This window comes from Streptomyces sp. NPDC058001 (assembly GCF_042886315.1).
GTDB lineage: Bacteria > Actinomycetota > Actinomycetes > Streptomycetales > Streptomycetaceae > Streptomyces.
The window spans coordinates 56,705-77,080 of the sequence record NZ_JBHVQT010000022.1; the positions used below are offsets into that span (position 1 = coordinate 56,705).

General features: G+C 68.1%; 24 protein-coding genes and 1 tRNA gene. 12 read left to right on the forward strand and 13 right to left on the reverse strand.

The features are described from left to right. The first annotated feature begins 136 nt into the window (after positions 1 to 136). Both ACFVT5_RS40040 and ACFVT5_RS40045 read left to right on the forward strand, forming a co-directional pair. Positions 137 to 724, forward strand: a complete 588-nt coding sequence (locus tag ACFVT5_RS40040; RefSeq protein ID WP_389898777.1) for a TetR family transcriptional regulator — start codon at positions 137 to 139, stop codon at positions 722 to 724. A 177-nt stretch (positions 725 to 901) separates the two neighbouring features. Further along, on the forward strand, positions 902 to 1,738 hold the full coding sequence (locus ACFVT5_RS40045) for an SDR family NAD(P)-dependent oxidoreductase (protein ID WP_389898779.1): 837 nt from the start codon (positions 902 to 904) through the stop codon (positions 1,736 to 1,738). Here the strand turns inward: ACFVT5_RS40045 and ACFVT5_RS40050 are convergent. From ACFVT5_RS40050 to ACFVT5_RS40070, 5 genes are all read right to left on the reverse strand, one after another. Beyond that, the gene (locus tag ACFVT5_RS40050) at positions 1,719 to 3,242 is read right to left on the reverse strand and encodes an FAD-dependent oxidoreductase (RefSeq protein WP_389898782.1); all 1,524 of its coding nucleotides are present in this window, start codon (positions 3,240 to 3,242) and stop codon (positions 1,719 to 1,721) included. The genes ACFVT5_RS40045 and ACFVT5_RS40050 overlap by 20 nt on opposite strands. Before the next feature lie 64 nt (positions 3,243 to 3,306). Continuing rightward, a complete protein-coding gene (locus ACFVT5_RS40055) occupies positions 3,307 to 3,714 on the reverse strand; it encodes a hypothetical protein (protein WP_389898784.1) in 408 nt (135 codons plus the stop codon). 19 nt (positions 3,715 to 3,733) lie between these two features. After that, a complete protein-coding gene (locus ACFVT5_RS40060; RefSeq protein WP_389898786.1) occupies positions 3,734 to 3,955 on the reverse strand; it encodes a hypothetical protein in 222 nt (73 codons plus the stop codon). Continuing rightward, on the reverse strand, positions 3,952 to 4,356 hold the full coding sequence (locus ACFVT5_RS40065) for a DUF6415 family natural product biosynthesis protein (protein ID WP_389898789.1): 405 nt from the start codon (positions 4,354 to 4,356) through the stop codon (positions 3,952 to 3,954). The genes ACFVT5_RS40060 and ACFVT5_RS40065 overlap by 4 nt, the downstream gene beginning before the upstream one ends. Beyond that, on the reverse strand, positions 4,356 to 4,787 hold the full coding sequence (locus tag ACFVT5_RS40070) for an ATP-binding protein (protein ID WP_389898791.1): 432 nt from the start codon (positions 4,785 to 4,787) through the stop codon (positions 4,356 to 4,358). The genes ACFVT5_RS40065 and ACFVT5_RS40070 overlap by 1 nt, the downstream gene beginning before the upstream one ends. Before the next feature lie 347 nt (positions 4,788 to 5,134). On the opposite strand from ACFVT5_RS40070, the gene ACFVT5_RS40075 reads away from it, so the two are divergent. The 4 genes from ACFVT5_RS40075 (at position 5,135) to ACFVT5_RS40090 (ending at position 6,774) form a co-directional block, all read left to right on the forward strand. After that, the gene (locus tag ACFVT5_RS40075) at positions 5,135 to 6,004 is read left to right on the forward strand and encodes a helix-turn-helix domain-containing protein (protein WP_389898794.1); all 870 of its coding nucleotides are present in this window, start codon (positions 5,135 to 5,137) and stop codon (positions 6,002 to 6,004) included. After that, positions 5,995 to 6,222 (forward strand): DUF397 domain-containing protein, encoded by a 228-nt coding sequence (locus ACFVT5_RS40080; protein ID WP_389898797.1) that lies wholly within the window; start codon positions 5,995 to 5,997, stop codon positions 6,220 to 6,222. The genes ACFVT5_RS40075 and ACFVT5_RS40080 overlap by 10 nt, the downstream gene beginning before the upstream one ends. Positions 6,223 to 6,268: 46 nt before the next feature. Continuing rightward, entirely contained in the window at positions 6,269 to 6,463 is a 195-nt protein-coding gene (locus ACFVT5_RS40085; RefSeq protein WP_389898799.1) for a DUF397 domain-containing protein, read from the forward strand. A 68-nt stretch (positions 6,464 to 6,531) separates the two neighbouring features. Further along, positions 6,532 to 6,774, forward strand: coding sequence for a DUF397 domain-containing protein (locus ACFVT5_RS40090; RefSeq protein ID WP_389898802.1), 243 nt, complete (start codon positions 6,532 to 6,534; stop codon positions 6,772 to 6,774). A gap of 336 nt (positions 6,775 to 7,110) precedes the next feature. Here ACFVT5_RS40090 and ACFVT5_RS40095 read toward each other — a convergent pair whose 3' ends face one another. The 3 genes from ACFVT5_RS40095 to ACFVT5_RS40105 all read right to left on the reverse strand — a co-directional run bounded on the left by ACFVT5_RS40095 (position 7,111) and on the right by ACFVT5_RS40105 (position 9,912). Beyond that, complete coding sequence (locus ACFVT5_RS40095) at positions 7,111 to 8,211, reverse strand: CU044_5270 family protein (protein WP_389898936.1); 1,101 nt, start codon at positions 8,209 to 8,211, stop codon at positions 7,111 to 7,113. Between the two features lie 11 nt (positions 8,212 to 8,222). Further along, positions 8,223 to 8,996, reverse strand: a complete 774-nt coding sequence (locus ACFVT5_RS40100) for an RNA polymerase sigma factor (RefSeq protein ID WP_389898805.1) — start codon at positions 8,994 to 8,996, stop codon at positions 8,223 to 8,225. Positions 8,997 to 9,198: 202 nt separating this feature from the next. Further along, entirely contained in the window at positions 9,199 to 9,912 is a 714-nt protein-coding gene (locus ACFVT5_RS40105) for a DUF4232 domain-containing protein (RefSeq protein ID WP_389898807.1), read from the reverse strand. Between the two features lie 335 nt (positions 9,913 to 10,247). Here ACFVT5_RS40105 and ACFVT5_RS40110 point away from each other — a divergent pair, with 335 nt between their 5' ends. Continuing rightward, complete coding sequence (locus ACFVT5_RS40110; RefSeq protein WP_389898809.1) at positions 10,248 to 11,375, forward strand: hypothetical protein; 1,128 nt, start codon at positions 10,248 to 10,250, stop codon at positions 11,373 to 11,375. A gap of 46 nt (positions 11,376 to 11,421) precedes the next feature. Here the strand turns inward: ACFVT5_RS40110 and ACFVT5_RS40115 are convergent, their stop codons facing one another. Both ACFVT5_RS40115 and ACFVT5_RS40120 read right to left on the reverse strand, forming a co-directional pair. Then, a complete protein-coding gene (locus ACFVT5_RS40115; protein ID WP_389898812.1) occupies positions 11,422 to 12,102 on the reverse strand; it encodes a M15 family metallopeptidase in 681 nt (226 codons plus the stop codon). Between the two features lie 44 nt (positions 12,103 to 12,146). Beyond that, a complete protein-coding gene (locus ACFVT5_RS40120; protein WP_389898814.1) occupies positions 12,147 to 12,920 on the reverse strand; it encodes a polysaccharide deacetylase family protein in 774 nt (257 codons plus the stop codon). 382 nt (positions 12,921 to 13,302) lie between these two features. On the opposite strand from ACFVT5_RS40120, the gene ACFVT5_RS40125 reads away from it, so the two are divergent. Both ACFVT5_RS40125 and ACFVT5_RS40130 read left to right on the forward strand, forming a co-directional pair. Then, a complete protein-coding gene (locus tag ACFVT5_RS40125; protein WP_389898816.1) occupies positions 13,303 to 14,715 on the forward strand; it encodes a phosphatase PAP2 family protein in 1,413 nt (470 codons plus the stop codon). A gap of 155 nt (positions 14,716 to 14,870) precedes the next feature. After that, positions 14,871 to 15,887 carry a D-alanyl-D-alanine carboxypeptidase family protein gene (locus ACFVT5_RS40130; protein ID WP_389898819.1) on the forward strand — a complete coding sequence of 339 codons (1,017 nt, stop codon included), beginning with the start codon at positions 14,871 to 14,873 and terminating at the stop codon, positions 15,885 to 15,887. Positions 15,888 to 16,035: 148 nt separating this feature from the next. Here ACFVT5_RS40130 and ACFVT5_RS40135 read toward each other — a convergent pair. Then, positions 16,036 to 16,109, reverse strand: a tRNA-Gly gene (locus ACFVT5_RS40135). 313 nt (positions 16,110 to 16,422) lie between these two features. Here ACFVT5_RS40135 and ACFVT5_RS40140 point away from each other — a divergent pair. The 3 genes from ACFVT5_RS40140 to ACFVT5_RS40150 all read left to right on the forward strand — a co-directional run bounded on the left by ACFVT5_RS40140 (position 16,423) and on the right by ACFVT5_RS40150 (position 17,773). After that, positions 16,423 to 16,617, forward strand: a complete 195-nt coding sequence (locus tag ACFVT5_RS40140; RefSeq protein ID WP_389898938.1) for a hypothetical protein — start codon at positions 16,423 to 16,425, stop codon at positions 16,615 to 16,617. 62 nt (positions 16,618 to 16,679) lie between these two features. Further along, complete coding sequence (gene dcd / locus ACFVT5_RS40145; protein ID WP_389898822.1) at positions 16,680 to 17,255, forward strand: dCTP deaminase; 576 nt, start codon at positions 16,680 to 16,682, stop codon at positions 17,253 to 17,255. A 5-nt stretch (positions 17,256 to 17,260) separates the two neighbouring features. Then, the gene (locus ACFVT5_RS40150; protein ID WP_389898824.1) at positions 17,261 to 17,773 is read left to right on the forward strand and encodes a phosphoribosyltransferase; all 513 of its coding nucleotides are present in this window, start codon (positions 17,261 to 17,263) and stop codon (positions 17,771 to 17,773) included. Between the two features lie 22 nt (positions 17,774 to 17,795). Here ACFVT5_RS40150 and ACFVT5_RS40155 read toward each other — a convergent pair whose 3' ends face one another. Together ACFVT5_RS40155 and ACFVT5_RS40160 are read right to left on the reverse strand one after the other, a co-directional pair. After that, positions 17,796 to 18,833 (reverse strand): Yip1 family protein, encoded by a 1,038-nt coding sequence (locus ACFVT5_RS40155; protein WP_389898826.1) that lies wholly within the window; start codon positions 18,831 to 18,833, stop codon positions 17,796 to 17,798. A gap of 45 nt (positions 18,834 to 18,878) precedes the next feature. Next, positions 18,879 to 20,333, reverse strand: a complete 1,455-nt coding sequence (locus ACFVT5_RS40160) for an FG-GAP-like repeat-containing protein (protein WP_389898829.1) — start codon at positions 20,331 to 20,333, stop codon at positions 18,879 to 18,881. Positions 20,334 to 20,376 lie beyond the last annotated feature (43 nt).

Here is a 20,376-nt window from a genome sequence, read left to right on the forward strand (position 1 = left end):
TCTCGTACGTCTCGTACGTCTCGTACGTGTCGCACTCACGTGTTTACACAAGCACTGTCCAGCGCCCAACATTTAGACAGTCGACACGTGAAGTGTCAACGCATTCGACAACTTCGGTCGCTACAGTGGGGGCACGATGACACGATTTCGCGAGAATGTTCGATCCTTGCTCCGGCAGCAGGTTCTGGACGCGGCGTTCGACCTCGTCGCCGCCGACGGCTGGGGCAAGCTGCGGCTCGCCGCGATCGCCCGCGCCGCGGGCATCAGCCGGCAGACCCTCTACAACGAGTTCGGTTCGAAGGAGGCCATCGGACAGGCCCTCGTCGAGCGCGAGACCGAACGTTTTCTCCTCGGTATCCAGCAGGAGTTGGACACCCACCGGGACGACCTGGAGGCGGCGGTCGCCGCGGGCGTCGGGTTCACGCTCCGGCACGCCGCCGACAACATACTGACCAAGGCCATCCTCACCGCCGCGCGCGGAGGCGACGACGAGTTGCTCGCTTATCTGACCACCCGGCCCGAACCGGTCTTCGACATCGCCACGGCGATGCTCGACGCGTACGCGGTGGACGCCTGGCCCGAGATCGACGCCGAGTCACGCGGTCTCGCGGTGGAGACGGTCGTACGGCTCACGGTCAGCCACATGGTCCAACCCGGCTCCTCACCGGAGCAGTCCGCCCAGCGCATCGCCCAGATCACGGCCCGCATCGCCCGCGCTTCCTGACGTTCCCTTGAGCCTTGGGCCGACGAGACCGAAGCAGGAGAACAGTCACGGCCCGGACACCCGCTGAGGTTCATCGTCAGGTCCGGTCGGTGACGAAATGCTCTCGCAGCACTGCCTTCACGTACGTGCGTCAGGATCGGGGGCGACTACCCGTCCCGGACGAGAGGTCGTTGAGCGATGGCTGACGGAACGCGTTCCCTCGTGGGCAAAGTGGCTGTGGTCACCGGCGGTGCGGGAGGGATCGGCGCCGCCACGGTGGAGTCGCTGGCGACCGCCGGCGCGCGGGTCGTCCTCGCGGACGTCGCCGAAGCGCCCGCCCAGGCCGCCGCCGCGAAGCTGGCCGCGAAGGGCCTGTCGGTGGTCGGACGCGGTGTCGACATCGCCTCGGAGGACAGCGTCAAACGCCTCGTGGACTTCGCCGTGGACACCTTCGGCGGCATCGACGTACTCGACAACAACGCGGCGCTGACCTCCGCGATCCGGCAGGACCGGGACGTGGTGTCGATGTCCGTGGAACTGTGGGACCAGGTACTCGCGGTCAATCTGCGCGGCCCCATGCTGCTCTGCAAGCACACCGTGCCGGTGATGATCGAGCGCGGCGGCGGGTCGATCATCAACATCACCAGCGGCCAGGGCCTGTCCGGCGACCGTGTGATGGTCGCCTACGGCAGTTCCAAGGGCGGGCTGATCGCGCTGACCCGCTTCGTGGCCGCCGCATACGGCCCGGACGGCATACGCTGCAACGCCGTCGCGCCCGGACTGGTCCGCACCCCGGCCCTGGAGGCGGACATGCCCGTACCGGTGCAGCAGATGTTCCAGAGCGCGAACCTCATTCCACGCCTTGGCACACCGGAAGACGTGAGCGAACTGGTGACCTTCCTCGCGTCCCCGGCCGCCTCTTTCATCACCGGACAGGTCCTGTCCGTGGACGGCGGCTTCCTCGCGCATCTCCCCACGCTCTCACCGCTGCCGCCGCGCTCACCGAACGGGCCGGTCACCCCACCCACGGAGTGATGCCGGCCTCGATCGCGGGCCCTTCCGCCGCGCCGGCCCAGGCGTAGTAGCCGTCAGGCCGCACCAGGACCGCATCGGTCCCGGCGCGGTCCTGGTTCCCCGTGCGGCGGGCGACGATCAGCCGCCCCCGGCGGTCGGCGGTGTCGAGTCCAGTGAGCCCATCCGGCCTACCGTCCGACGGCAGGACCAGAACGAACCGTCCCTTCCGCAGCACCTCGTAGAGCCGCCCGAGGTCCAGCTCCAGATCCGGTGCCCGCTTCCCCACCAGCCGGTGCGCCCCGCGCGCGGCGGGGTACGCGTAGCCGACTCCGGTGATCTCCCCCACCGCCTGCCGCATCACGGGCCGGACATGGCTGACCACCAGCTTCCGCACCGTGCGCACCGCCTTCTCCAGCGGGTTGTGCGCCATGGCGAGGCGCAGGTTGAGGCCGCTGCTGCGCAGCACCGCCTTGCCGACCGGGTGGCGCTCGCTGTGGTAGGTGTCCAGGAGGGCGTCGGGTGCCCAGCCGTCGAGCACCGCCGCCAGCTTCCAGCCGAGGTTGGCGGCGTCCTGAAGACCGGTGTTCATCCCCTGCCCGCCGGCCGGCGAGTGCTGGTGGGCGGAATCGCCGGCCAACAGCACACGGCCCACGCGGTACTCGGGCACTTGGCGCTCGTCGCTGTGGAAGCGGGAGATCCAACGCGGGTCGTGCATACCGAAGTCGGAGCCGAAGGCTTGCTCGATGATGGCGCGCAGTTCCTCGAACTCGACCGGGGAATCGTCGGGTTCGTCGCGCTGGGCCCGGGTCCAGCCGCCGACCCGCCAGTAGCCGTCGCCGAAGGGGGCGATGAAGCCGAAGGCGTCGCCCGTGCCGTGCACCCGTACGACGAGGGTGGGTTGCTCGGCGAACCTCACGTCGGCGAGTGCCACCGAACGGATCACCACCTTGCCGGGGAAGGGCAGCCCGAGTGCTTCGCGCACCGCGCTGCGCGTTCCGTCCGCGCCGACCAGATAGCCGGCCCGCAGGGTCGTTCGCCGGTCCGTGTCGCCCTCCGTGCCGCGCACCGACACGGTGACACCCTCGCCGTCCTGCTCCAGACCGACGACCTCGGTCCCGTAACGGATGACCGCGCCGTTCTTCAGGGCCCGGCCCAGCAGCAGCTTCTCCACCTCGTACTGCGGAGTGACCAGGAGGAAGGGGAAACGTGAGGGCAGCGCGCCGATGTCGAACGGGATCGCTCCGAACAGCCGTAACTCGCTGATGGTTTGGCCGGTCGCGATGAGGTCGTCGGCGAGGTCGCGGGCGTCGAGGAGTTCGAGGGTCCGGGCGTGCACACCGAAGGCGCGGCTCAGATTGCTGATGCCCTCCGGGCGCTTCTCGACCACCACGACGTCCACACCGGCCGCCGCGAGGTCTCCGGCGAGCAGCAGCCCGGTGGGACCGGCTCCGGCCACGACGACGGTACGGGGGCCGGGGACCGTCTCGGGGTCGCCGGCGGTACGGGACTGAGGCGTCTGGGACATCCCTCCATGCTGCACCCGGCGTATGAAGCGGGTACTGCGGCAGCGTTTCGGGTGCGGGGTGTCGTCAGTCGGTTCTTGGGGGTGGGCAGGGTCCGGTGTGGCCGGTGAACAGGGGGCAGGTGTCGTGGTCGGTGGTGGTGAGGGTGCATTCGGTGAGGGTGACCAGTTCACTCAGGCGGCCGAGCCATTTGATCCATACGACTGTGTCGTTGCTGAGGTAGCGGAGGAGGGAGTAGTGGGGGCCGGGGTGGTGGGGGTGTAGGGGGCACCAGGTGTCGGGGGTGATGTCGTCGTCGGCGTTGGATCCGCCGTCGATGGCGAGTACGGCTGCGGTCTGGTCTGGGGTGAGGTGGTAGTCCTCGCGGGCGCAGGGCAGGGTGGTGTCTCCGGCTCCGAAGAGGCGCGTGAGCAGGGTTGTCACATAGGCCGGATCGTGGAGCGTGTGCCGGAGTGTTCCTGTGTCGGGCTTCACGGGATCGTCCACCGCTGCGTCACCGGCCCCGGGTTGTGTGGGCGGCGATGACGGCGGCGAGTAACGAGGTGACGCTGAGGCAGGTGCCGAGTACGTGGATCAGTACGGGGTGTTTGCGGCGGAGTGCTTTGAGCGTGGTGAGGTCGGTGTGGGGTTCGTAGTCCTTGCGATGGGTGGTCCGGAAGTGGGACATCGGTACTCGGCTTTCCGGGTTGCCGGGGTTGTTGGGGCGGTGCGTCATGAGGCGACGTCTCCCATCTGGTCGAGGAGGGTGAGGAGGGAGCTTGCGAGGCGCACGAGGTGACCGTGGGAGTTTTCCGGTTCGGGCTGTTCGGCGCTCAGGTTGATCACGGCGCCCAACTGGTCTATTGCGCGGCGCTGTTGGTCCACGGGGTATGGCCTGATGAGGTACGGGATTACGTCCCCGAGCTGGGTGGCCGTCTGTCTCAGCCGGTCGGCGATGGCCGTGCCTTCGGCGGGGGATGGGTGTACGGCGTATTCGCCGAGTACGGATTCCAGGTCATCGGTGATCGCTTCGGCGGCGAGGGAGCGCCGCAGGCCGTAGAGGAGCCTGTCGGCTGTCGCGTCGTCGTAGGAGAAGTTGTCGGTCACCCGTGGGGTCTCGTGCGTGAGGGCGGTCATCACGTCTCCCCGGCCAGGGTGAAGGCCGCCCAGGTGGTACGGCCGTCGTCACTGACTCCCCATGCGTCGGCGAGCGAGGCGACGAGGAACAGTCCCCGGCCGCACACGCCCTCGTCGTCGGCGTCCTGTAACTGGGCGGGGGCCGGGTTCTCGTCGGTGACTTCGATACGGAGCCGGCTGCCGGTGTGCCGCATCCGCAGGACGACGGTCCCGTGGCCGTGTTCCACGGAGTTCGTGACCAACTCCGAGACGACAAGCCGCACATCTTCCGTCAGCGCGTCGGGTACGGCCCACAGCCGCAGGTGCGCGACGGCGATGCGCCGTATCCGGGCGACGCGAACCCGGTCCGGTGTCATGGCTACCGCGAAGCAGCGCGAGGTCGGTGTCGTCGGCTGAGCAACCAGCGGAACGACGGCTGGGGCAGGGCTCATCGGGGACTCCCAGGTGGGCGGAGTACGGAGGGGCGTGCGCGCGGCCCTGGTCTCCGGAGCTTCCTGGGTTGCCTCCTGCTGGAGGACAGGACCGCACACGAATTCGAGGGTGCACTCTCATGAGTTTTCGTGAAATGTGCACACGAGCTGCTCGCTCAACTACCGTGCTGTATGGGCGATTTACTGTGCAAGGGAAATGGGGACGTCGACCAAAGTGGCACATGCCCGACCATGGGCACGGGGTGAGCGAGAGCACACAGGGGGTGTCGCGAAGAGGAGTACGACCCGCAAAGACACCGGACACGAACCACGTTGAGCACCGACAGATCTGGGGAAAGGGTTACGCAATGGCAGCGAAGCGCGGAGCGACCTTCCGACGCAGGGAACTGGGCAAGGAGTTACGCAAGCTCCGAGAGAAGAAGGGCGAGACGCTTTTGGACGTGGCGAATGTGTTGGGCTTCTCGCACACGAAACTCGCGCGCGTGGAGATCGGCGCGAACGACTTGCCACGCGTGAGCGACCTCGAAGCACTCATCGACCATCTCGACCCGGACCTCCCGAAGGAGGACCTGGAAACCCTGCTCCAACTGCACCGGGAGTCGCTGAGCAAGGAGCCATGGACGCCGTACAAGGCACACATGCCGTCGAGAATGCCGACCTACCGCGGGTTGGAACAGGACGCCACGGTGATGCGCGTCTGGCAGCCCGCTTTCGTGTACGGCCTGCTCCAGACCGAGGGCTACACGAAAGCGCTGTACCTGATCGCCAAGCCGGTCGACGAGACGACGACCGAGTATGTCGAGCAGAACGTTCGACTTCGACTAGAGCGGAAGGAGCTGATCACTCGCTCGGAGGACCCGTTGGAACTGCGCGTCATCATGGACGAGGCGGCTGTCCGACGGATGGTTGGTGGCCCCGAGGTGATGCGCACTCAGTACGAGGAGATCGTGATGCTGGGCGAGCTGGACAACGTGACCGTCCAGATCCTGCCCCACGACGTCGTGACGTATCGCACGGAAAGCAACTTCACGATCCTCGACTTCTCCGAAACCCTCAGCCCTGTCGTGCAGGTCGACATGCCCAACACGATCAGCGTCACTGACGAGCGGCTGGAGGTCCAACGGAACGTCCGCCGCTTCGATGCCATGCGCGACAGCGCCCTGCCCCCGGCTCGAACGCCCGGGTTCCTGCAACAACTAACACGAGAGTGGACGTAGCCATCAACACCAACATCACGGCCCTCGAAGTGGCCCCCGAGTGCGCATGGTTCAAGTCGTCGTACAGCAATGACACGGGCGGCAGTTGTGTAGAAGTCGCTGATCTGAGCGCCCGAGTGGGCATCCGCGATTCCAAGGACAAGTCCGGTCCTGCGCTCGTGGTGCCGGCCGTCGCCTGGTCTTCGTTCGTCGGTCTCGTGAGGTCAGGCGACAACTAGCACGGGAGGGGAATTAGCCATCAACACCCACATCACGGCCCTCGAAGTGGCCCCCGAGTCCGCCTGGTTCAAGTCGTCGTACAGCAACGACACGGGCGGAGCCTGCGTCGAGATCGCGGATCTTGTCGACCAGGTCGGCATCCGCGACTCCAAGGACAAGTCCGGTCCCGCGCTCGTGGTGTCGGCCGCCACATGGCATTCGTTCGTCGGCCTCGTGAGGTCCGGCGACATCGACCACTGACCGTCTCCCCTCAAACAAAGGGAGCCACCTGAAGTAGGTACTGCTCGGTACCTGGAAGGACCGCACCAGTGACCACGAAGCACGGACGCGCCTACGTGGCTCCTGAGTTTGAGGGCGCCGTCTGGAAGAAGTCCACCTACAGCGGAGGCAGCGAAGCGCAGTGCTTCGAGTGCGCCGACGTGACTCGGCCGCACCCCGGCATCGCCGTCCGCGACTCGAAGAACCCTGAAGGCCCAGCCCTGCTGTTCACCTCCGAGGCGTTCAACAGCTTCGTCGTGGCCGCAGGGAGCAACGAGTTCGACCTGCTCTGAACCGGCCTGATACGAGGAGCGGCCCGCTTCCCCCGTCCATGACAGGGGGGCGAGCCGTTCTCGTGCAGCCGTACCAACGAGACGGCGGGAACGTACCCCGGACGGTCTGGATGTGCGCCTCACGGGAAGGCACAAGAGGGGTGTGACCGAGATACGCGCCGAAGGGGCAACGTGCCGGCTGACCGGCAAGGGCAACGGCACCTTCGCGGCGCGCGTGAAGATCGCCACCGGCTGGCAGAGCTACAAGGGCCTGTACTGAGCCGGCCTCCGACCGCCCACATGACCGGAGGCCGACCGCGCGTCAGGACGACGACACGGCTATGGCTATGCCTATGGCTATGACGAGGGCGGCGTCTGCTTCATGCCGTTGACGACGGCACGCGTGATGATGGCGCTGGTGTGGTTGACCGTGCCGGGCTTGACCAGGGCGTCCTCGCCGCTGAGCTGCTTCACCTGGACGCTGCGCTCGCCGAGGAAGACATGGGTCTTCTTGTCGAAGATCCACTCCTCGCGCGCGCCACTGGTCTCGTCCAGGCGGGCCACCGCGACACCGGGCCGGCCGACCGCGTCCACCGCGTCGTTCACGACGACGACCCCGGGGATCTTCGCGGCCGTCTTGAACAGCGCCGAGTACAGCTCGGCGGGCGGGTAGCTCTCGCCGAGCAGGTCCCCGATGGTGCTGAACGCCTGCTGGTCCGGTGAGTTGCCCTGGCCCTTGGTCTCCTTGTAGATCTTCGCGAGGAGCTGGTCGGGGTCGGTGGTCAGCTTGGTCAGGTAGTCGTACGACGGGCCGTTGAGGGACGCCTCCCGGATGTTGCCCTGCTCGTCCGGCAGGCTCAGGGTCTCGCCCTCGGGGCCGTCGTTGACCGAGGGATCGATCAGCCAGCCCTTGGTGCCGTCCGGGGACATCCACACCTGGCGCTTGTGCAGCGCGTAGCTGGCCAGGCTGCTCTTGTCGTCCACGGTCTTGATGAAGGTGTCGGCCGTCTTGGACTCGATGTAGATGTACTGGCCGGGCTTGACGGTCGGACGGGACGTGTCGGCGGCGGCGGCCAGCGAGATCTCGTCGAGCAACTGCGGCAGGCCCTCGGTGCTCGCGTCGCCGATCGTCGTGGTCAGGGCAGGCCCGGTGGCGACGCCACCGTCCCGGACCCCGGACCCGCCGGTCGTCGCCGTCACGACCACGACCGCCCCCGCCAGGACGGCGACCATCGCGGGCAGCGCGATCGCGGGCCGCGGCAGCCGGAACCGCCGGGTCTTCGTGCCGGGTGCGGCCGTCGCCGCACGCTCTTCGCGCTGCGTGTCGTGGATCTGGGCCATCAGACGCTCCTTGTGGAACTGGTGACGGCCCGGCGGCAGGTCGCGCGCGGTCCCGGACAAGAGCCGCGCGCTCTCGTCCCCCTCGGCAGGGTGCTGCCGGGACGGGTTCGCGTTCATCGGGTTCGCGTTCATCGATTTCCTTCCTGTGCGGGCCGGATCGCGTTGTCGTGATCGCCTCTTGTCTGTCGGACGGGGCGAACGACTTCCCGTTTACCGCGAACTTTTTTACGGGCCGTCTGCGCGGTTGTCGTCTGTGCGGAGGCTGTCCGTGCGGAGGTCGTCTGTGTGGCGGTCGTCTGTGTAGTGGCCGTCTGTGTGGCGGGGCGCGGCAGTTCGGTCGTCGGGCGGGGCGTCGCGGTGAGGGGGCGGGCCAACTCGGCCTCGGCCAGCGCGCGTAGCTTCTTACGGGCCCGGGACAGCCGGGAGGCGACGGTTCCGACGGGGATGCCGAGCGCTTCCGCCGCGGCCTCGTAGTCCAGGCCCTCTCCCAGGCAGAGCGCGATGACCTCCCGCTCCGGTCTGCGCAGCGCGGCGAGGGAGGCGAGGACGGTCGCGAGACGCCGGCGGTCGTCGATCCGGTCGGCCACCTGGTCGGCGTGGTCGGGCATCGACAGCTCCGCCGCCGCGGCGGCGTTCGCCGCGGCCCGGTAACGGCGGTTCGACCGGAACTGGTTGCGCGCCGTGTTGGTGGCGATACCCAACAGCCAGGGACGCAGCGAGCCACCCTCGGCATCGACTCTGTCGCGCAGCCGCCACGCCTCCATGAACGTCGCGGCCATGACGTCCTCGGCCGTCGCCCAGTCGGCGGTCAGCCGGAAGGCATGGTTGTAGACCGCGCGTGCGTAGCTGTCGAACAGCTCAGCGAACGCGCTCGGATCCCCGGCTCGTATCCGGGTACGCATATGAGTGCTCACCCCAATGAGCTGTCCGGCACCACGTACCGACTTCCCGTGACCTACGACACACTCGGACGGTCACGGTGTCGGTGTCGGTCGGTAGGACGCCCTGTTGGGGGTTGGGGGTTGGGGGTTGGGGGTTGGGTCATGCCGCGCTCGGTGAGGAGCCGATCGAGGTGGATCCGGATGGAGCGGAGTTCCGGGCGTCTCAGTCGAAGGGAACGGCGTCTGCCGGGGTGGTGTGCCAGTTGGTGACGATCGGGCTGTCGACAGTGATGGTGTCGACCGGCAGGGACTCCGGGTTCGGGTCCTCGTCACCGATGCCGACGATGATGAAGTCCAGCTCCTTGCCGCCGTCTTCATTGGTGGTCTTCGGGTTCACCCCGGCGTAGGCGGTGGTGTTCCCGCTCAGCTTGATCTGCTGGCCGACGGACTGCTCCGCGGGACCCGCCTCGGTACCGTCGGACCCGAACGCCACGGTCGGCAGCGCGGCGGGCAGGTAGCAGGTGATCCCCGACTTCGCCTTCGCCGTGATCAGGATGTATCCGCCGGCCTGGGACTCGGACCGGGTGCTCCAGGAGATGTCGTTGGCGCCGCAGGTTTGCCCGACCTGCTCCCGCCCGCCGTTGCCGGTGTCCGCGCCGGAGCCGGCCGCGTCCTCGGATCCCTCGCCCTTCGCGCTGGAGCCCTTGTCGGCACCCTTGTCGGCGCTCTGGTCACTGTCGGCCGCCGACGAGCCGGCCGGGGCGGCCGGGGTGGCGGTCGAGGAACCGTTCGCGGCGCCGGTGTCCTTGGCGGTGTCCGTGTCCTGGCACGCGGTCATCAGCATGGCGCCGCCCACGAGGGCTGCGGAGACGAGGAGAGTCTTGCGACGGGTGTGGAGGGGGCTGAGGGTGCGATGGGTGCGACGGGTGCCGGACATGAAATCCCCTTGGGTAATCGGTGGTTGAGGCCGAAGCGGTGTCGGCTTCCCGGTGCTTGCTCGATCACTATGAGGGGCCTGCGAGCCGAACGGATCCCGGCGCCTTCGTTCCAGGACAACGCTGTCACCGGCTGGTGACATGATCACGAAGGGTTACGGGAGCCCCGGACGTGAGGGGGCGCCTCGACTGCTACGAAGCCTTACTCCGACTGCCACGGCTGATCGCGCGGCGCCCCGCACACTTGGGCGCTTCGGGCCACCAGCGGAGCGAAATACCCGAGGGCGGAGCGTGTCCGCGCACACCTGATCCCACCATCACTTTTAACGTGACGCACATGAGAACTAACTTTCTGTCACCGTTGGCGCGAGGGCTGTCGGCGCTGACAGCCGCCGTGGCCATCTCGGTAACGGCCGCGGCAGGCTCCGCCTCGGCCGATGGGACATTCCTCGGCCGTCTGCACACCGTGCGTGAGGTGGCCTCCACGGTCCCCAAGAACGGCGACATGAACCCGTACGGCACGGCCGTGGTCGCGCACGACGCCGGGAAGCTCCGCCGAGGCAATGTCCTGGTCAGTAACTTCAACAACAGCCAGAACCTCCAGGGCACGGGCACCACGCTGGTGCAGATCAGCCCGCGCGGAAAGGCCAAGCTGTTCGCCCGGATCGACCCGGCACGCCTGCCCGGCCCCTGCCCCGGCGGTGTGGGGCTCACCACCGCCCTGAGCATCCTGCCCGGCGGGTGGGTGGTCGTCGGCAGCCTGCCGACCACCGACGGTACGGCCTCCACCGCTCGCGCGGGCTGCCTGCTGGTGCTGGACAGCCACGGCAAGGTCCGCGAGACGATCGCCGGCGGCGGCATCAACGGACCGTGGGACATGACCGCCGCGAGCCACGGCGACCGTACCGACCTGTTCGTCACCAACGTGCTCAACGGCACGGTGGCGGGCGGCGGTGACGAAGTGGACCGGGGCACCGTCCTGCGCATCACCCTCAAGCACCATGACAAGAAGCCGCCGCAGCGGGTGAAGACCACCACGATCGGCTCGGGCTTCGCCCAGAAGACCGACCCCACCGCCCTGGTGATCGGCCCGACAGGCGTCGGCCTTTCCAAGAACGGCTCGCTCTACGTCGCTGACACGGTCAAGAACCGGATCAACGTCATCCCGCACGCGCTGTCACGGGAATACAGCGCCGGCACCGGCCGGGTCGTCACCAGCGGCGGCCGGCTCAACGGCCCCCTCGGCCTCGCCATCGCACCCAACGGCCACATCCTGACCGTCAACGGCGGCGACGGCAACATCGTCGAGACCACGCCAAGGGGTCGCCAAGTGGCCTACCGGCAACTCGACAAGAGCGGCGACCCGCCCGGCGCGGGCGCCCTGTTCGGTCTCGCGGTGGACCTGGACCGTGACGCCGTCTACTTCGTGGACGACGCCACCAACTCCCTCAACATCCTGAAGTAACCCACGAACAACCCCAGAGGCCCCGGATCTCTCTCTCCGGGGCCTCTCACCTGTCCGCACTCGACAGGATCCGAGGCGTGAGTTCTTTCGGGCCGTAGAGGGCCGTGGGTTCCCCGGTGGTCAGGGCCCAGTACCGGTCGCCGTAGGACCAATGCCACCATTCCGTGGGGTAGTTGACCAGACCCGCAGGGGTGAGTACGGAACTCAGCAGCTCGCGGTGGGCGCGGGCTTCCTCGCTGATGCCGGGGGCGTGGGTATAGCAAGCCCCCTCGCTCTCCTCCGGGTCGGCGTTCATCCGTGTGCCCAGGTCCAGTTCGTGCCCGTCGGTGTCGGCGAGGGTGAGGTCGACGGCGGCGCCGGCGCTGTGCGGGGCGATGTCGGGTGGGGAGACGTAGCGGCTGGCGGCCGAGTGGATCTGCTCGCCGGTCCACTCGGGGTGGTCGGCGCGGAGCTGTGCGGCGTATTCCTCGAAGTACTCGCGCTGGAGTGAGGGCGGCCGGTATCCCTCGACGAACAGCAGTCGCAGGCCCGGCGGAAGCATCGCCTGGGCCTTGAACAACCGCTCCAACACACCTTCCCGCAGATACGCGAAGGCGTCCGCCGGGTCCTGCTTGCGTACGTCGACCAGCAACGAGCCGCCGCGCCGGACATCCACGAGCCGCTCACCGCATTCCACGACGGGTACGGCGGCGACCTTCGGGTCCGACATCAAGACGATCTCATCCATGACAGGAACCTTAAGGTCACTGAGCGCAGGCTCCGGCCCAAGCCTCAGCGCACCGGGAAGCCGAAGGCGTAACCCTGCTCCTTGAGCCGGGGGAGGAGTCGGCGCAGGGCCTCGACGCTCTGGGAGCGGTCGCCTCCCGCGTCGTGGAAGAGGAGCGTCGGACCGTTGGACAGTTCCCGCTCGACGGTGGCGACGATGGCGTCCGTGCCCGGCCGCTCGAAGTCCTTGGTGTCCACGTTCCAGCCCAGCGGGCGCATGCCACGGGAGGCGGCGAGCGTACGGCTGTACGGGGTGAACGCCCCGCCGGGCGCCCGGTAGTACATCGGTCGTACGCCACCGGACGCCTCGGTGATCATGCGTTCGGCGTCGAGGATCTCCTTCGACTGGTAGGCCCGGGACTTCTTGTCCATGGCGGTGTCGTGCGACACCGAGTGGTCGCACAGCCGGTGCCCGGCCGCGACGACCTTCTTCACGAGGTCCGGGTGGGCCTGCGCCTGCGTCCCCGTCATGCAGAACGTGGCCTTCACCCCGTACTCCCGCAGTACGTCGAGTACTTGGGGCGTCCACACGGGGTCGGGGCCGTCGTCGATGGTGAGGTTGATGCCGCGCGCGCCCTTGTCCGAGGCGTGCACGATGGTCTTCGCGACCGGCTTGATGTCACTGCCCGGCGTCGCCGACGCGGACGGCTTCGGCGACGAGCCGCCCACGGCACCGGCCTGCGCGGTCCACATCGAGGCACCGGTGGCGAACAACGTCACCCCGAGCGCCGCGCCGAGCACCTTGCCGTACCAACCCCGCCCGCCGCCGTGCCGTGCCATGTCCGCCCCGCTTTCCCGCAGTTACTCGCCGAACCCTCGGTCACCTCGCGACCAATTGGCAGGACGAGGATCGGCGGCCACCGGATGCGTCCGTTACGGATCGAGGACAATCCCGGGGTGGTTCCCGGACAACCGGGCGAGCGGCGGGCAGCACCGCGCTCCGTCGACTGGGGAGACGAAGGCGTTTGTGCGCCTACATGGCTATTGACCTGCGCTGATCCACTGTGCTTCCCTCCCCTGATGGCCTGGGGCACCGCCGCTACTGACTGTGGCTGTCCGCTCTGAAGGGCACACCAAGGGCACGGTTGGCGTGCAGGGGCGGACCAAGGGGGCGTGACGGGTGTCGCGGGGTTTCAGGACGTCGGCCAAGAGACGCATCGGGATGGCGAGCGAAGTGACCGCTCCGCCCCCGCACATACCTCGGCAGGACCCGCCCCGAATACCGGCGGGACTCTGGGCCGTAGCGGGTGTCGTGGCCCTCGGATTCCTCGTCGCGCTGGAGTTCGCCGCGCGTCGCTACGGCCTGCCGGGGCCGATCACCAGCCAGCTGCGAGAGGCGGTGGTCGCCCCCAAGTCGGGCAGCCTGTTGTACGCCGCCATGGCGTTGATGACGCTGGTCCTCACCTGGCGGCAACGGTTCATCGCGGTGGGTGCGGCGATCGGTATCGACATCGCCTTCTCGCTGGTCCGGTGGGCGATGGACGTCGACACGGCCGGCCACTTCTTCGGAAATGGTGCGTTCTGGGTGATTCTGGGCTACGGGGTCATCGCGGTCACCCGCCGCACCGGCCCGGAACGTGTCCTGCTGCTGAAGGGCGTCGGGCTCGGCCTCCTGCTGGTGGCGGGCCGCAAGACCGGCGACACATGGCTGCTCATCACCGCGAAGACCCGCCCGGCGGTGCTCGACCCGTACGTGGCGACAGCCGATCACGCGCTGGGCAATCCTTCGTGGCTGGTAGGCCGGCTTGTCTCGGCCACCGGCCCCATCGGCTTCAATTTCCTCGACTTCGTCTACGGTCAACTCGGGCTGGCCGCGGTCGTCGTCGCGGTGTATCAACTGCGCCGCGTGGCGGTCGAGCGCCGCTTCCCGAGCCATCACCTGGTGCGCACCTTTCTGGTGATCGGCCTTCTCGGGCCCGCCTTCTACATGATGTACCCGGTGGTCGGCCCGCTCTTCGCCTACGGCTCCGGCACCGAGTACTGGGCGCCGGTCAGCCTGTGGGCGGCGGACATTCCGTCCAGCGCGCACTGGGCGGTGGCGGACCTGTGGCCACAGACACCGCCGCCCCTCACTACCCCGCACTCCATACCGTTCGACCAGATCACCCCGCGGAACTGCATGCCCAGCCTGCACACGGCGTGGGCTGTCGCGATTTTCATCCACACCCGCAAAGGCCCACGCGTTCTGCGGTACGCGGGCTCGTTCTGGCTGATCGCCACGCTTACCGCGACGCTGGGATTCGGCTACCACTACGGCGTGGATCTCATTGCCGGGGTGGTGTTCGCGCTCACGGTCGAGGTAGCTCTACGGTCGTTCGACCACGGCTGGCATCGATCACGGATCCGGCTGGCCGCTTACGGAGCGACGGTCTTCGCCGTGCTGTTGGTGTCCTACCGCTTCCTGCCGTTGAAGATGGCCGAGTATCCGTGGGTGTCCGGACCACTACTCATTCTGGCGATGACGTCAGTGGTCTACGGCTACGTACGGACCACGGCGGCGAGGGAACCGGGCGCCACACCAGCGAGACAACCGGAACCGCAATCGCAATCAGAGCGGCAACCAGAGCCGATCTGAATCGACGGACACTGGCGGGGCGCCGCTGCTCAGCGGAGCCGGCCGGGCACGGTGCGCGAGTGATCTTGACAGTGGTTCTCGGCGCCCAAGTAGGTTCGGTGTGAACCGAGTTACCTCTGCAAACCGGCGTCCCCGCGCCGGGAGAAGGGACGCCCATGGGTGCCCACGCCCGACCCGGCCGCATACACCGGACGGGAGCCCGGATCGCGACGGTCGCACTGGTCGGCGCGGTCCTGCCGATCACCGCCGGTGGCCTCGCCCAGGCAGCCACCCCCGGTACGACACACTCCGTGGACGACCAGAGCGGTGAGGCCCCGCAGACCAGCGAGGCCACCACCCCCGCCGACCGGACCCAGGGCACGCTGACCCTGGATTCGAAGGTCCAGACCGTCCCGGACATCAAAGCCGAGCACGCCTTCCTGCTGGACGCCCGCGACGGCAGCCAGGAGCGGGAGATGTGGGCCGGGGCCGAGGCCGACGAGAGCGTGTCGATGGCCAGTACCACCAAGATCATGACCGCCTTGGTGGTGCTCAAGCACCCGGAGTGGCTGGACCGGAGGATCGTGGTGAAGCAGGAGTACCGCGACTACGTCTCCCACGCCGGTGCCAGTACGGCCGACCTCCAGACCGGCGACACGTTGACCGTCCGGCAGTTGCTGCACGCCATGCTGCTCCCGTCCGGGACGGACGCCGCGCTGGCCCTGGTGGACAACTTCGGCTCCGGGGACACCCAGGACGCGCGGGTCGCCGACTTCGTGGACCAGATGAACGCCACGGCCCAGGAACTGAACCTGACCGGCACGCACTTCGACTCCTTCGACGGCATCTCGCACGGCGACAACCGCAGCACCGCACGCGACATGACCAAGCTCGCCCAGCGCGCGATGCTGAAGCCGGTGTTCGCGGACATCGTGAAGATGGAGCAGTACAAGACCGAGGCCCCGGCGGCCAACGGCCGCACCCGGTACTACACCTGGAACTCCACCAACGAGCTGTTGAGCAGCTACGACGGCGCCCTGGGCATCAAGACCGGCAGCGGCCCGGAGGCCGGCTACGCCCTCGTCTTCGCCGCCCAGCGTGACAACCGCACCCTGCTCGGCGCGATCCTAGCCACCGACAAGACCCGCTTCGAAGAAGCCACGAAGCTACTCAACTGGGGCTTCACCCACTGAGCGACCCGGAAAATCGGAAGCGACAAACAACCCCCAGGTCTTTGACCCGGGGGGTTCGTACTGGAGCACGACACGAATCGAAGCGCGCATCGCCCCGAATTGGTTACATAACAAATAAACCCCAAGCCATTGGCCTGGGGTTTTCATATGGAGCGGGTGACGAGAATCGAACTCGCACTCTCAGCTTGGGAAGCTGATGTTCTACCACTAAACTACACCCGCGCGACGACCCGGAAGAACCGGTTTCGTACCGTTGCACACTCTACCCCATGCCCCACCCCCACCGCCCGAACGGTGCCGTTCGAGCCGTGGACGCGGCTGCGGTCGGCGGGAGTTGGGGCGTACCGTGTCGCCCGTGGCCCAGGTGCGGAGTGCCGCCCACGAGCCCGTCCTATTCGTCCCGTAATGTGGCCTCCTCGTCAGTCGGGCGGGCGTCGGCCGGGGGGCTCCTCACCGGCCACGGCGACCGGCCGTACGCGGCTCTTGGGGAAGGGACTCAGAGGACTTGTCAGAGGACTTCTTGTCAGAGGACTTGATCGAGCGCACCGTGGTCCGTTGTGCCGAAGGGCACGTGTTCCGCACCACCAGGTTCCCGATGCAGCAGGCCGACCGGCTCGGTCCCGCCCGGCTCATCCGCTGCCCACGGTGTGCCCGACTGCGCCACGCCGTTCCGGTGCCCGTCCCGGTTCCGGCTCCCGTTCCGGGACCTGTGGAGCCCGCTCCGCGCTAGCGCGGGGGTGAGTGGGCGGCCCACGTTGCGGCGGGGCCGCCTACTCTGCGTATCCTCGGTGCGTGCTGCTCTCAGACAAGGACATCCGGGCCGAGATCGACGCGGGACGCGTACGCGTCGACCCGTACGACGAATCGATGGTGCAGCCGTCGAGCATCGATGTGCGGCTGGACCGCTACTTCCGGGTGTTCGAGAATCACCGGTATCCGCATATCGACCCCTCCGTCGAGCAGGCCGATCTGACGCGACTCGTCGAACCGGAGGGTGACGAGCCGTTCATCCTGCACCCGGGCGAATTCGTGCTCGCGTCGACGTACGAGGTCGTCTCGCTGCCCGATGATCTCGCCAGCCGCCTGGAGGGAAAGTCCAGCCTCGGGCGCCTCGGGCTCGTGACGCATTCGACCGCCGGATTCATCGACCCCGGATTCTCGGGGCACGTCACCCTGGAACTGTCGAATCTCGCGACGCTTCCGATCAAGCTCTGGCCCGGCATGAAGATCGGCCAGCTCTGTATGTTCCGGCTCACCTCACCCGCCGAATTCCCCTACGGGGCTCAGCGGTACGGGTCCCGTTACCAGGGGCAACGCGGCCCCACCGCCTCCCGGTCCTTCCTCAATTTCCACCGGACGCAGGTGTGAGTTCCATGAGTCCCGAGGACGTTGATCCCGCTCGTGAGAATCTGAGCTACGAGGGCTTCGGTGTCGCCGTGCGCGAACTCGCCCACGCCGTCGCCGACGACGGATTCGAACCCGATGTCGTGCTCTCCATCGCCCGCGGCGGTGTCTTCGTCGCCGGCGGTCTCGCCTACGCCCTGGACTGCAAGAACATCCACCTCGTGAATGTTCATTTCTATACGGGTGTCGGGACCACGCTTCAGATGCCTGTCATGTTGGCGCCCGTGCCCAACCTCATCGACTTCACCAATAAAAAGGTGCTCATCGCCGATGACGTCGCCGATACCGGGAAGACCCTGAAGCTCGTCTACGACTTCTGTCTCGACGCAGTCGCCGAAGTACGCTCCGCCGTCATATTCGAGAAGTCGCAGTCGCTCGTGAAATGCGAGTACGTCTGGAAGCGCACCGACGCCTGGATCAATTTCCCGTGGAGCGTCGACCCGCCCGTCGTCCGCCGCTCCGGGCAGGTCCTCGACGCCTGACCCGGGTCCCCCGAGGATTCGCTCAGAACGTGCCCAGCTTGATGATCGACAGCAGTGAGATCAGCTGGATCGCCGACGCCCCCAGCGCCTTCGGCCACGGCAGATCGTGGGACTTGCTGATCATCACCGTGAACAGCGCGCCCGCCGCGATCCAGGTCGCCCAGCCGATGAGCTGGACGAGTGACGCGTCGCCGCCCAGGAACATCGCGAAGAGCAGCCGTGGCGCGTCCGTGATCGACATGATCAGCATGGACAGGCCCACGGTCGGCTGCCACGCTCCGTCACCGCCGAGCTGGCGGGCGAGCGTGTGGGTGACGACACCCAGCACGAAGGCGCTGAGGACGAGCGCGATACCCGTCGTCAGGACGTAGGGGATCGCCGACGACAGGGTCGCGTTGATCGCGTCCTCGCGGGCGCCGTCGAAGCCGAAGATCGCCAGCAGGCCGTAGATGAAGGTCACGATGAGGGCGGGGCCCCACATCGTGTAGTCGCGCATCTGGAGGAAGGTCCGGCCGGGGCGCAGCACGATGCCGCTCAGCAGGTCCTTCCAGCCCAGCCGGGGTCCGACCGGCGGCGCGGACGCCTGGCCCGCGCGATAGGTCTCGCCGTGGTTGTACGGGTCGTCGATCGAGAACGCCTGGGTGTGACCCGCGTTGTTCGCCGCGTACGGGTCCGGCGCCGCCTGCGGGTGTCCGGCGCCGAAGTACTCCGGCTCACCGTGCCCCCCGCCGGCGGCCGGCCACTGCCCCTGCTGCCCGTACTGCGACGGCTGCCCGTACTGACCCTGCGGCTGCCCGTACGGCTGCTGGTGCGGTGCCTGTGTGTACGGCGGGGGCGCCGCGGGGCCGCCGTACGGGGCCTGGCCGCCCTGGGGGGCCTGCTGTCCGTACGGCTGCCGCCGCGGGTTCTGCTGCGGGTTCTGCGGTCGCCCTTGCGGTGCGCGGTTGTCCCGGCCGCGTCCGATCCTGAATCCAGCCACGTCATCGAACGTACCTGGTCCCGGAGAGTGACGGGTCGGCACCGAGGCAAACCACAGGGCATTGCGGCCGACCTGTGACATCCCCTAGGGGGACCCGGAGGGGGCCCGGAGGAAACCCCCGGTGTCTCAGTCCGACATGTTGTGGCCGAAGCCCGGCCGGCCCGCCGTCGAGACGCCGACCGCGGACGGGTAGACCCCGCCGGACGCCGTGAAGGTGCCGTTGGCCTGGGAACGCAGCGGGTACACGGCCCCGTTGAAGTCGTTCTCGCCGTACGCGCCGACGACGACATCGCCGCGGCCGTCGCCGTTGAGGTCGTCCACATGGATGTCGAGGCCGAAGTAGTCCCCGGTCTCACTCGTGTTGGGGACGCCGGGAGTGTCCTGGTTGAAGGCGACCGAGCCCTCGGCGGAGATGCCGGAGCCGTCGGCGGCGCCGTACAGGATGGTGACCGCGCCCTGTTCCCGGCCGCCGGTCAGGTCCTCGCCGGGGACGCCGATGGCGAGGTCGAGGTGACCGTCGCCGTTGATGTCGCCGAGGTCGATCTCGGTGCCGAAGAAGTCCTCCGTCTCGCTGGTACCGGGGACGCCCGGGGTGCTCTGCGAGAACGACTGCCGTTCCCCGTACGCGGGCCCGCTCGCCGTGCCCTTCGCGATGAGGACCTTGCCGCCCTTCTGGGACTCGGGGATCCCGGAGTCCCAGTCGATGCCGAAGACGATGTCCCCGTAGCCGTCGCCGTCCGTGTCACCGACGTCGGTGATCGTGCCGGTCGGCAGCTTCTGGGCGCCGTTGGTCGTCACGCCGGACGACGTGCCGGGCAGCCAGTAGTTGGAGTTGAAGTCGTCCTCCTTCGAGTAACCGTTGACGATCAGGTCCTCGCGCTTGTCGCCGTTCAGGTCGCCGGAGTGCAGGTTCCAGACGCCCGCCTTGTCGCCGCCGTAGATGTTCGGGGCGACGGTGGAGCGGGCCGCCGGGGCGCCGGTGCGCTTGAAGCCGCCGCGCAGCACGTCGATCGTCACGTACGTGCCGGAGGCGATGGCGAGGTCGTCCTTGCCGTCGCCGGTGAAGTCGCCGGCCTCCAGTGCCCGACCGAATCCGTCGTGCTGGGTGGGACGCGGGTCCTGGATGGTCGAGCCGCCCTTGAGGCCGGAGGCCGAGCCCCACAGGATCACGGCGGTTCCGCCGTCCGTGTCACTGCCGACGTCCTCGCCACGGGCGCCGACCGCGAGGTCGTCGTACCCGTCGTTGTCGAAGTCGCCGTACGCGGTGTCCGAGCCGAAGTAGTCGTTCTTCTCGGCGGAGCCGGGCACGCCGGCGCTGTTCTGGCTGTGCGAGGCGTACCGGTTGCCGGTGGCGCCGCCGTAGATCACCGTGACCGCGCCCGCGCCCGAGCGGCCGGCGACCGTCGCGCCACCGGCGGAGACGGCCACGTCCGCGTATCCGTCGCCGTTGAAGTCGGCGTCGGACGCGGCGAGCGGCACGGCGGGGGCCGCCTGGGCCGGGCCCGCCGTGAGAGTGAGCAGCCCGCCCGTCAGGGCCACCGAGGCGGCCGTGGCGAGGGCGAGTCTGATGCGCTGATGCATGCGGGTCTCCTGCGGTGGGGATGCCTGGCGGGCATCCGCAGTC